Here is a 12,042-nt window from a genome sequence, read left to right on the forward strand (position 1 = left end):
AAAAATAGTTGTCACCAAACTTTAATGGTGAAAAAATCGGACGCGGGGTGGAGCAGCTTGGTAGCTCGTCGGGCTCATAACCCGAAGGTCGTTGGTTCAAATCCGGCCCCCGCAACCAATTCTCTTTTTAAAGAGATGTGATGCGACACTAGCTCAGCTGGTAGAGCGCAACCTTGCCAAGGTTGAGGTCACGAGTTCGAACCTCGTGTGTCGCTCCAATTTAAATCTTTGCAATGTACACTAGTTCAGCTGGTTGTGCGCAATATTGCCAAGGTTGAGGTCACGCCTAGTTCCTTGAAGATCGGGAACCTCGTGTGTCGCTCCAAATTATTGTTTATGGCTTAGGCGGTAAACAAAAATAGTTGTCACCAAACTTTAATGGTGAAAAAATCGGACGCGGGGTGGAGCAGCTTGGTAGCTCGTCGGGCTCATAACCCGAAGGTCGTTGGTTCAAATCCGGCCCCCGCAACCAATTCTCTTTTTAAAGAGATGTGATGCGACACTAGCTCAGCTGGTAGAGCGCAACCTTGCCAAGGTTGAGGTCACGAGTTCGAACCTCGTGTGTCGCTCCAATTTAGTTATCATCGGACTTATCGATGAACTACTACTGTGAAGTATTAGTCTTAATGTGGTATTCCTGAGGTATTCGATTACCGATATCATCAGTGTACTGCTTCAAGTGTTTCTAGTTTATCTACGAAGCCCACTTAGAAGCAATCAGCTTCGATTACATCATCTGCTATTGATTATGCAACCTAACGGTTGTTTTTTTCATCTTAGCTATTTGCAAAGATGTTTGTAATATCAATATTGTCATATATGACAAACGCTCTTTTCTTAGCATTGATTAAATTGTACTTACCGCCATACACATTGTGGTTTATCTTGTGTTTTTTCAAAAACAGAAGATGTGATAAGTTATTATTTTAGTAAGTGTTTTAAATTTATTGCACCGTTAGATCACAGTTAAATTAACAGAGTTATCCACATAAGAATATCTGTGGGTAAGTTGGTTGATTAGATGTGATAGGTAGGTGTGAATAACTTTAGGAATAGTGATGTTTGTAAAATTATACGCTTTATTCAGTAAGAATAATTAACAGGGTAACTCTTTGTTTTTTATGTTGAATTTTTCATTTATCTACAATTTGCACACAGTTCATTTAATCCTTCCTTTTGCGGGATAACCATCTTGATTATGTTATCCACTCCCTGTGTTTAATCTTTCTTTTTACTGCCTATTTTGACGTCATTTAAAAAGTTTTCCACATATACCCAGAGTACCTAGAATGCTATGCGTCTCGAGGTAAGCCTTTTTCTATAATTCGTACTAAACGCTTAGTGGCATTAGGTAGAACATCAATAACCATTTGTTGGCGTTTTTGATGTTGTTGTTCTAAAGCCCATTCAATATGGACATCGACGAGCGGGTGCTCACCCTGACGAGCGTTCAATGCATCGATGATGTCAGTTTGATAAGGCGCATTGCCTAACGCAATCGTAATATTTCGTAACCACTGAGTATGACCAATACGGCGAATGGCTGAGCCTTCTGTATTTTTTAAGAACGTTGCTTCATTCCATTGATAGAGTGTGACGAGATCTTGCTGAAATAATACATCACGGCAGTGATAGTCCGTTTCTGTTGTTATTTCACCGTTACGGCTAAAAGGGCAAACTAATTGGCAGTCATCACAACCATAAATTCTATTGCCCATTGCTGCTCGATATTGCTCTGGAATAATACCGTCAAATTCAATGGTGAGATAAGATATACAACGTCGTGCATCAACGACGCCAGCCTCAATAATGGCACCTGTTGGGCAACTAGTCATGCAAGCCACACATTTTCCACATTGATTGGTTGTCGGAGTATCAACCGGTAACGGCAAATCAATTAATAGTTCTCCTAAGAAGAACCATGAGCCCGAATGATCGTTAAGAATTAAAGAATGTTTTCCTGTCCAGCCTAATCCCGATTTTTCAGCAAGTGGGCGTTCCAATACTGGAGCCGAATCAACAAATGGTCGACAGCCAAATTCACCCACAACACTTTCAATACGTTGGCCTAATTGTTTGAGGCGATTTCGAATTAATTTATGATAATCACGCCCAAGCGAATAACGACTAATATAGGCTTTTGTTGGTTGTTTTAAGGTTTGAGCAAACCCAGCTTGTGGTGGTAAGTAATTCATACGAACACTGATGACACGTACTGTTCCTGGCAGTAATTCCTGAGGACGAGCTCGCATCATTCCGTGGCGCGCCATCCACTCCATATCACCATGGTAACCAGCATCAAGCCATCGCTGTAGCTGTGCTTCGTGCTGTGTTAAATCGATATCACAAATCCCGACTGCCTGAAAGCCAAGTTCTTGCCCCCAAATTTTAATTTGCAGTGCGAGTTGTTGATAATCGATACTCATAGCGTCAGTCTTATAGCCAGTAAAAATCAGGGAACGGATTCTAGCACATTATTATTTTAGAATAGCCATTAGTAGCAATAATGATAGGGATAACTCCGTAGTTGCTATGGTTAGCTCAGTCACAAGCTGACATGCTGTTGTCAATGGCTGGAATAATAGCTGAGATAATAATGACAGAGTATAAAGCTGCACCACTGCTGAATATGTGGATGACACAAATTGAATGCTGTTACTTTATTGCGGTAAAATTAAAATAGTCATTTTTCGAGGCAGATCATAATCTCGTGCACTATATCTCTCGATATATCGAGGTTTTGATTTATCGTAAAGCAGCAGATTTATGTGCGCAAAGCAGCGAGCGTGGTATGCTGGCTACTGATCTTTTTCCGTTTATTCGTCAATTAGTCAATCCAAGATAAAATATAATGCAAACATTTGAAACTTCTCTTGCTGATGAGCAGGCAACGGTAGATTTTGGCCTTAAATTGGCTAAAGCCTGCACGCAACAAACAACAATATACCTTCATGGTGATTTAGGTGCAGGTAAAACGACATTTAGCCGTGGTTTTATTCGTGCTATGGGCCATCAAGGTAATGTGAAAAGTCCGACTTATACGTTAGTTGAACCGTATGATCTTGCTCCTTGGCAGGTTTATCACTTTGACTTATATCGTCTTGCTGATCCTGAAGAATTAGAATTTATGGGGATCCGTGATTATTTTACTAAAGATGCTATTTGTTTAGTGGAATGGCCAGAAAAAGGAATTGGAATGCTGCCTGATGCTGACCTTGAGTTGGAATTACGCTATCACGGCGAACAAAGAACAGTATTAGTGACGTCGAATACGGATTATGGTTCAACGTTAATCAACCACTTAAAATTAGGCTAATTAGAATGGCGTTACGGACGTATGCAAATCTTCTAATTTTGGGAGTGGGATTAGTTAGTTCTACCGCGTTTGCAAATGAACTAAAGGGAGTGCGGGTATGGCCAGCTCCTGACGAAACACGTGTTGTATTAGATATGCAAAGCAAAGCGGATTATTCGCAGTTTATGCTATCAAACCCATCACGATTAGTGATTGACTTAAACAAGACTTCACTAAAAACAAAATTGCCAATAACAGTGGCTAAGAGTGAAATCTTAACCACGGTTCGTAGCAGCAATGCGCCTGAAAAAGGCACGACACGGTTGGTGTTTGAGCTTAAGCGTACCACTAAACCTACAATTTTCTCATTATCACCAACCCCTGATGGTAGCTATGGCTATCGCTTGGTAATGGATTTACCTAATGGTTCTGGTGCAGGTGCTGCGGATAAAGAAGAACGAGCGGAAGAAAAAGCCACTGAAAATAACTTAGCCAAGTTGCCATCTGGTACGGCTGATATTGTGGTCGCGGTTGATGCCGGCCATGGTGGTGATGATCCTGGTTCTATTGGTCCAACACATAAATACGAAAAAAACGTGACCTTAGCCGTTGCCCGAAAATTAGCGGCAAAAATTAATGCCACAACGGGTATGCGTGCAGTCATGACTCGTCGTGGTGACTATTATGTAGGATTAAGTAAACGTTCAGAGATCGCACGTAAAAATAAAGCGCTACTACTGGTTTCTATTCACGCCGATGGCTTTAGTTCACCTAAACCTCGTGGTGCATCTGTATGGGTATTGAACACCCGTCGTGCTAATACTGAGATCGGTCGCTGGTTAGAGCAAAGTGAGAAACAATCAGAGCTACTGGGTGGTGGTGATGTGTTATCCAGTAATCCTAAAGATAAATATTTAGGTCGTGCGGTGCTGGATCTGCAATTTAGTTATTCGCAGAAAGAAGGCTACGATGTTGCTAAGCGTGTATTGTCGAATTTACGTCATATTGCACGTTTACATAAAACTGTACCGCAATATGCAAGTTTGGCCGTATTAAAATCACCTGATATTCCATCATTATTGGTTGAGACGGGCTTTATTACTAACCCAGTAGAAGAACGTCAATTAACGTCAAATGCTCATCAAAACCAACTAGCAAATGCGGTTTATAAAGGTATTTTACAATACTTCACGGCTCATCCACCTGAAGGTACCTTATTTGCTTCGCGTTTAAATGCCGGTGGCATGAAGCATAAAGTGACATCGGGACAAACATTGAGTGGTATTGCGGCTAAATATGGTTCATCGATGGCAGCCATTAGATCGGCGAATCATCTGAAATCAAACTCAGTGAATATTGGTCAAATGTTGTTGATTCCAGGTAGTGGCATCAAGACAGCCCCTACAGGAAATACAACGGCACCAAAAGCCGTGGTTAAACATACATCATCAACACGAGTGATTTGGCACACAGTAAGTCGAGGTGAGTATTTAGGTAAGATTGCAGCTCGTTACGGTACGACAATGAGCAGCATTCGTAAGCTTAATCATTTAAAATCTGACAATGTGATGCGAGGTCAGAAGTTAAAAATAGCGGTACCAGCGACTAAAACCGTTCGTCACCGTGTTGCTCGTGGTGAGTTTCTAAGTAAGATTGCGGCTAAATATGGGGTGTCAGTAGCAACTATTCGTGATGCGAATAAGCTACGTTCTGATAAACTAGCTGTAGGACAGACGCTAATCATTCCAAGAAGTTAATTATGCCGATTCAGATTTTACCCGCTCGGCTGGCTAACCAGATTGCAGCGGGTGAAGTTGTTGAACGCCCCGCATCGGTAGTCAAAGAGCTTGTTGAAAATAGTATAGATGCCGGTGCCACTCGAATTGATATTGATATCGAAAAAGGTGGTAGCCGGTTAATTCGTATTCGTGATAATGGTAAAGGGATTGCTAAGGATGAACTTGGCTTAGCCCTAAGTCGCCATGCCACGTCAAAAATAGCCTCACTTGATGATCTTGAAGCCATTGTAAGCTTAGGGTTTCGTGGTGAAGCACTCGCGAGTATCAGTTCAGTTTCACGCCTCACCTTAACCTCCCGTACTGAAGACCAAACAGAAGCATGGTCAGCCTATGCTGAAGGTCGTGATATGGAGGTTCAATTAAAGCCAGCCGCTCACCCCGTTGGTACGACACTGGAAGTGTTAGATCTATTTTTTAATACACCAGCGCGGCGTAAGTTTTTACGGACAGAAAAAACAGAATTCACCCATATTGATGAACTGATTAAACGCATTGCTTTAAGCCGCTTTGATGTTGCAATAACATTGCGTCATAACGGTAAACTGGTGCGTCAGTATCGTATTGCGGATAATACATTACAACAAGAACGCCGTTTGGCCGTAGCTTGTGGGCCTGCCTTTTTACAACATGCATTAGTGGTTGAATTAGCACATGGCGATTTGAAATTATCGGGTTGGGTTTGTAGTCCGCAAGGCGCGCGTAGCCAAAATGATATTCAATATTGCTACGTTAATGGCCGCATGATGAAAGATAAATTAATCAATCATGCTATTCGACAAGCGTATGAATCGAGTTTACGCTCGGAGCAATATGCCGCTTATGTGTTGTATATTGAAGTTGATCCACATCAGGTCGATGTTAATGTCCATCCAGCTAAACATGAAGTGCGTTTCCATCAAGCACGCTTAGTACATGATTTTATTTATCAAACACTGCAAAGTGCATTACAACAAGCTGCAGATATTGAGGATGTCTATCAGTATCAGACACCAGTAAGAGCCAGTGCGCATGCACATACTGAAGTGATTACAGCTCCGATTGATCGCGTATCTCAAACCATTGCAGCGATGCCTGATTATCCCAACAAAGCTGACTCTGATAGTTGGTTGACGACTCAACCATCAATGACGACAGCCTCAGTATCGGCTACCAATCTTGATGGTAATGTGACACCTATTTCTACACCTAAAAAAACTTTATTAGTAAATTCAGTTAGTAAAGATACTCAACAAAGCTATAGTCAAAAGAGTAGTCCAACATTATCACCATCATCAACCACCGCTAAGCGCCAACAAGGTACGTCTGATCATTCCCCTTCTCGTCATTATGGTGAGCCAGGGCCAACGGCGGCAGAAGTTAACGCTTATCAACGGTTGATAACACCGGATAATTCAGACGTTACGCCGTTAATATCGACACGAAGTGCAGAACCGGAAGCATCGACTCGAATAGCTGAACCGCGACGTGAATGGGGGGCACCGAGTCAACCGATGGCAATAAAGCCGACTAAGCGTTCTCATGGTAACGAGGTTGGACTAGGAAAAGCGCTGGCAATTGTTGATGAGCAATTTCTATTGTTAAGCCAGCACCATCAGATAATGTTATTAAAATTATCGGTTGCAGAGCACTTACGTTATGTTGGGCAGTTGCAATTAGCAAAAACGGAAGGTTTAAAACCTCAGCCATTATTAATTCCATTGGCGGTGCCCGTTGAGGCGGAATTAATGCAGTGCGCAGAGCAGCATGGACAACTACTTAAACAATTAGGGATCCAACTGAAAGCCAAAGGGCGCAATAGCATTATTATTCTGTCAGTTTGTATGCCACTAAGGCAACAAAACTTACAACAGTTAATCCCAAATTTGTTAACCTATCTTCATGCCGTGAGTGATGATCCTGATGCTCAAGGATGGGATAACCTTTTATTCTGGCTCGCTAAGCAATGTTATATGTCAGTAACAAACTACACTTTAGCACAAGCGATTCAGTTAATTACCGAATTAGAGCAGCTATGGGGAGATCAATTAATGACATTTAATACACAACTTGTTCGCCCTGTTGATATGCAAGCAGCGATAGAAGCATTTAAGTAATTTATGACTAAGCCACAAGTTATGACTAAGCCACAACCACAAGCAATTTTTTTAATGGGCCCGACAGCGTCAGGTAAAACTGATCTAGCGATTCGGTTACGAGAACAGTTACCTGTTGAGTTGATAAGTGTTGATTCAGCCCTTATTTATAAAGGAATGGATATTGGCACTGCGAAACCAGATGCGCATGAATTGGCACTAGCACCGCACCGTTTAATCGATATTCGTGATCCAGCGCAAAGTTATTCTGCTGCAGACTTTCGTACGGATGCACTAAAAGAAATGGCTGATATAGTGGCTGCGGGGCGGATTCCTTTGTTGGTCGGTGGTACTATGTTGTACTACAAGGCATTATTGGAAGGTTTGTCACCATTACCAGCGGCAGATAATGCTGTGCGCGCTGGTATAGAAAGTGATGCTGAGACTCGAGGGTGGCAAGCTCTGCATGATGAATTAGTGCAAATTGATCCTGTTGCAGGTGCCAGGATCCATCCTAATGATCCACAGCGATTGTCTCGTGCATTGGAAGTGTTTCGCATTTCAGGTAAAACACTAACTGAGTTAACGAAAACTCAAGGTGAATCGTTACCTTACAAGGTTCACCAGTTTGCAATTACGCCCACGGATAGGGCTGTACTGCATCATCGTATTGAGCTTCGGTTCAAAAAAATGATCGAAGCAGGGTTTGAGCAGGAAGTACGGGCATTGTATGACCGTGGTGATCTTCACCTTGAACTTCCTTCTATTCGCTGCGTTGGTTATCGACAGATGTGGGAATATTTGGACGGGAAACATGACATAGATGAAGCGGTCTTCCGTGGTATCTGTGCTACTCGTCAATTGGCAAAGCGTCAAATCACTTGGCTTCGTGGCTGGAAAGATTTGACTTGGTTGGATAGTAGTGATGTTGATAGCGCGTTACAAACCGTCACAAACTCAGTTAGATGTGATGTTTAATTAACGTGTATACTCTGAACTGCTTTGCGTATTTTTAGTTTTTGTTCGTTGCTAATACAACTACAAACAAATAAGGAAAAGAAATAATGGCTAAGGGGCAATCTCTGCAAGACCCGTTTTTGAATGCGCTGCGTCGTGAAAGAATCCCGGTCTCTATTTACCTGGTAAACGGTATCAAACTACAAGGCCAAATTGAATCATTTGATCAATTTGTCATTCTACTTAAAAACACCGTCAACCAGATGGTTTATAAGTATGCTATTTCAACTGTTGTACCCGCTCGTCCGGTGAATCATCATCAGACGGGTGATCGTCCAGCAGGAAGTGATCGTCCAGAAAAAACAGAAGAGTAAAATTATTTTCAAATAAGGAGCTGATTACTTGTTTGACCGTTATGAAGCTGGTGAGCAGGCTATTCTTGTTCATATTAACTTCACTCAAGATGAGGAATGGGAAGATCTTAGCGAATTTGAAATGCTAGTATCTTCCGCTGGTGTTAATGCGCTGCACGTGGTTACGGGCAGTCGTAAAACACCACTTCCTAAATATTATGTCGGTGAAGGTAAAGCACAAGAAATAGCTGATGCCGTAAGCGCTGTTGATGCAGATATTATTATTTTCAATCATGCATTGTCACCTGCACAAGAACGAAACTTAGAGCAGCTTTGTCAATGTCGCGTGATTGATCGTACCGGGTTAATTCTCGATATCTTCGCTCAACGAGCACGTACCCATGAGGGTAAATTGCAAGTTGAATTAGCACAATTACGTCATCTATCAACCCGATTAATTCGTGGTTGGACTCACCTTGAGCGACAAAAAGGTGGTATTGGTCTTCGCGGGCCAGGTGAAACTCAGTTAGAAACCGATCGACGTTTATTACGTGAACGTATTAAAACTATTTTGCGTCGTTTAGATAAAGTCGCTAAACAACGTGATCAGGGGCGTCGAGCGCGAAACAGAGCAGAAATCCCAACGGTGTCATTAGTTGGGTATACCAATGCGGGTAAATCAACATTATTCAATCGTATTACCGATGCTGGGGTATATGCAGCCGATCAGCTGTTTGCTACCTTAGATCCAACATTACGTAAGATTGAAGTTGCAGATGTCGGTGCAGCGATACTTGCAGATACTGTTGGTTTTATTCGTCATTTACCCCACGATTTAGTGGCTGCGTTTAAAGCAACATTAAAAGAAACACAAGAAGCAGATCTATTGCTTCATGTGGTTGATGCCAGTGATGATCGCTTTCGTGAAAACATTGAGGCGGTAGATACCGTTCTTGATGAAATCGATGCCGGCGATGTTCCTGTTTTACAGGTTATGAATAAAATTGATAACTTGGATAATGCACAACCACGAATTGAGCGTGACGAAGAGGGTTTACCTCGACGAGTTTGGGTATCAGCCATGGAAGGGCAAGGCATTGACTTGTTATTCCAAGCCTTAACAGAACGCCTTGCAGGAACGATGATAAAACACAGCTTGCGTCTACCGCCTGAAATGATTGGACGGTTACGCAGCAAGTTTTATCAGATGGGATGTATTGTGCAAGAAGAGTATGAATCAGATGGCTGTTTAATGATTGATATTCGCTTACCGATGGCAGAATGGTCGCGGTTACAAAAAAGAGAAAGTACTTCGTTAGATGACTACATCGTTGCTTAATGGATTGCTGAGTAATAAAAACTGTCGTCATATCACATTGATGGAGTTCTATAATGGCGTGGAATGAGCCTGGTAACAACGGCGGCCGTGATGATAAAGACCCTTGGGGTAATAAAAATCATGGTGGACGTGAACAAGGACCACCTGATCTGGATGAAGTTTTCTCAAAACTGAGTCGTAAGGTTGGTGGTGTGTTTGGTAGTAAAAAAGGACCAACAGGCAGCGGTAGCGCTGTAGGTTTGGGTGCTGTTGCAGTTTTAGCTGTGGCTGTATGGGGATTTTCAGGCTTTTACACCGTAAGTGAAGCAGAGCAAGGTGTTGTGCTGCGCTTTGGTAAGTTTGATCAAATCGTCAAGCCTGGTTTGAACTGGAAGCCGACTTTTATTGATGAAGTCATCCCAGTTAACGTACAAGCAATTCGTTCGCTACGAGCTTCTGGCTTAATGCTAACCAAAGACGAAAACGTACTGAAAGTTGAGATGGATGTTCAATACCGTGTTGATAACGCTGAGAAGTATTTATTCAGTGTGACCAATGCTGATGATAGTTTGCGTCAAGCAACAGATTCTGCACTGCGTGCGGTTATCGGTGATTCAACCATGGATCAAGCGTTAACAACAGGCCGTCAGACTATTCGTGCGAATACTCAAGCTGCAATCAATAAAATTATTGCAAAATATGACATGGGTATCCGTGTTGTGGACGTTAACTTCCAAAGTGCGCGTCCACCAGAGGCTGTAAAAGATGCCTTTGATGATGCTATTGCGGCACGTGAAGATGAAGAACGTTATGTTCGTGAAGCAGAAGCTTATAGTAACGACATTTTGCCAAAAGCAACCGGTCGTGCTGAGCGTCTGAAGAATGAAGCAGAAGGTTATTCTGAGCGTGTTATTAATGGTGCTTTAGGTGATGTTGCACAGTTTGATAAGCTGTTGCCTCAATATGAAGCGGCTAAGAAAGTAACCCGTGAACGTATGTATCTTGATACGATGGAACGTGTTTACAGCAATACCAGCAAGGTGTTAATTGATACTAAGTCTGGTGGTAATAACGTGATGTATTTACCGCTAGAGAAATTAATGAATCAATCAAATAACCAAGCGAAAAAGCCGGCAGATTCTAGCCGATTAAGTGGTATTGAATTGGAAAAAGTGGAAACACCGACACCAGTCGCTCCAACACCACGCGCTGATACTGGCCGTCAAGGGAGATATTAATTATGCGTAAGTTAATCATCCCAGTAGTTGTGATTTTTATTGCACTATTATTGATGTCTATGTTTGTCGTGAAAGAGGGTGAGCGCGGTATCGTGGTGCGTTTCGGTCGTATTCTTAAAGATAACAATACCGAAATTGCACGTATTTACGAACCTGGTTTGCACTTTAAAGTCCCTGTATTTGACCGTGTGCACGATCTTGATGCACGAATTCAAACCATGGACGACCAAGCTGACCGTTTCTTAACTGCTGAGAAAAAAGACGTTATCATTGATACTTACGTAAAGTGGCGTATTAAAGATTTCGGTAAATATTACTTAGCAACAGGTGGTGGTAACACATCAACTGCAGAATCACTGTTGAAGCGTAAAGTTGTTGATAGCTTACGTGCCGAAATTGGTGCGAAAGAGATCAAGCAAATTGTATCTGGAGAAGACAGCATTTCAACACCAGCGACACCGTCTGATATTGCCCAAACGAAAGCGGCTAAAGCTGCTCTAGCGGTAATTGAAGGTGTGGTACCGGTGAAGAAAGTTGAAGGACAACGTGATCAAATTATGGCTGATGTACTTGAAGAAACGCGCGAAAGTGCGAAAGATTTAGGTATTGAAGTAGTTGATTTCCGTATTAAGAAAATCAACTTACCTGATGAAATCAGTGAGTCTATCTATCGTCGTATGCGTGCTGAGCGCGAGTCAGTGGCACGTAGCTACCGTTCTCAAGGCCGTCAACGTGCTGAAGAGCTTCGTGCTCGTTCAGAACTTGAAGTGGCAACAGTTTTGGCTGACGCAAAGCGTAAAGCACAAGTTGTACGCGGTGACGCAGATGCACAAGCGGCTGAGATTTATGCGAAAGCATATAATCAAGATCCTGAGTTTTACAGCTTCTGGCGTTCTTTGAAGGCGTATGAAAATAGCTTTAATTCGAAAAACGACATTCTTGTTGTTGATCCGAATAATGAGTTCTTTAAATACATGAACCATTCAGAGCTATCAGCAAAGTAAGCTCGC

Annotated in this window: 9 protein-coding genes and 4 tRNA genes; 12 read left to right on the plus strand and 1 reads right to left on the minus strand. The window is 42.3% G+C overall.

The window, feature by feature from the left end:
* Positions 1 to 41 precede the first annotated feature (41 nt).
* The 4 genes from C9I86_RS17195 (at position 42) to C9I86_RS17210 (ending at position 572) form a co-directional block, all read left to right on the plus strand.
* Positions 42 to 118: transfer RNA gene (locus C9I86_RS17195), tRNA-Met, on the plus strand.
* A 24-nt stretch (positions 119 to 142) separates the two neighbouring features.
* Positions 143 to 218, plus strand: a tRNA-Gly gene (locus C9I86_RS17200).
* A 177-nt stretch (positions 219 to 395) separates the two neighbouring features.
* Positions 396 to 472 (plus strand) — tRNA-Met (locus tag C9I86_RS17205).
* A 24-nt stretch (positions 473 to 496) separates the two neighbouring features.
* Positions 497 to 572, plus strand: a tRNA-Gly gene (locus C9I86_RS17210).
* 720 nt (positions 573 to 1,292) lie between these two features.
* Here C9I86_RS17210 and queG read toward each other — a convergent pair.
* Positions 1,293 to 2,426, minus strand: coding sequence for a tRNA epoxyqueuosine(34) reductase QueG (queG, locus tag C9I86_RS17215; RefSeq protein WP_107277048.1), 1,134 nt, complete (start codon positions 2,424 to 2,426; stop codon positions 1,293 to 1,295).
* Positions 2,427 to 2,851: 425 nt separating this feature from the next.
* On the opposite strand from queG, the gene tsaE reads away from it, so the two are divergent.
* The 8 genes from tsaE (at position 2,852) to hflC (ending at position 12,036) form a co-directional block, all read left to right on the plus strand.
* A complete protein-coding gene (gene tsaE / locus C9I86_RS17220; protein ID WP_080158671.1) occupies positions 2,852 to 3,316 on the plus strand; it encodes a tRNA (adenosine(37)-N6)-threonylcarbamoyltransferase complex ATPase subunit type 1 TsaE in 465 nt (154 codons plus the stop codon).
* 5 nt (positions 3,317 to 3,321) lie between these two features.
* Entirely contained in the window at positions 3,322 to 5,052 is a 1,731-nt protein-coding gene (locus tag C9I86_RS17225; RefSeq protein WP_107277049.1) for an N-acetylmuramoyl-L-alanine amidase, read from the plus strand.
* Between the two features lie 2 nt (positions 5,053 to 5,054).
* Positions 5,055 to 7,187 (plus strand): DNA mismatch repair endonuclease MutL, encoded by a 2,133-nt coding sequence (gene mutL, locus C9I86_RS17230; RefSeq protein WP_107277050.1) that lies wholly within the window; start codon positions 5,055 to 5,057, stop codon positions 7,185 to 7,187.
* Between the two features lie 21 nt (positions 7,188 to 7,208).
* Positions 7,209 to 8,144, plus strand: coding sequence for a tRNA (adenosine(37)-N6)-dimethylallyltransferase MiaA (gene miaA / locus C9I86_RS17235; protein WP_080158721.1), 936 nt, complete (start codon positions 7,209 to 7,211; stop codon positions 8,142 to 8,144).
* A gap of 86 nt (positions 8,145 to 8,230) precedes the next feature.
* Positions 8,231 to 8,497, plus strand: coding sequence for an RNA chaperone Hfq (gene hfq / locus C9I86_RS17240; protein WP_107277051.1), 267 nt, complete (start codon positions 8,231 to 8,233; stop codon positions 8,495 to 8,497).
* 28 nt (positions 8,498 to 8,525) lie between these two features.
* A complete protein-coding gene (hflX, locus tag C9I86_RS17245; protein ID WP_107277052.1) occupies positions 8,526 to 9,815 on the plus strand; it encodes a ribosome rescue GTPase HflX in 1,290 nt (429 codons plus the stop codon).
* A gap of 53 nt (positions 9,816 to 9,868) precedes the next feature.
* Positions 9,869 to 11,032: an FtsH protease activity modulator HflK gene (hflK, locus tag C9I86_RS17250; protein WP_080158666.1), complete on the plus strand. Its 1,164-nt coding sequence runs from the start codon at positions 9,869 to 9,871 to the stop codon at positions 11,030 to 11,032.
* 2 nt (positions 11,033 to 11,034) lie between these two features.
* Complete coding sequence (hflC, locus tag C9I86_RS17255; RefSeq protein ID WP_080158665.1) at positions 11,035 to 12,036, plus strand: protease modulator HflC; 1,002 nt, start codon at positions 11,035 to 11,037, stop codon at positions 12,034 to 12,036.
* The last annotated feature ends 6 nt before the right edge of the window (positions 12,037 to 12,042 follow it).

Source organism: Photobacterium sp. NCIMB 13483, from assembly GCF_003025475.1.
GTDB lineage: Bacteria > Pseudomonadota > Gammaproteobacteria > Enterobacterales > Vibrionaceae > Photobacterium > Photobacterium piscicola.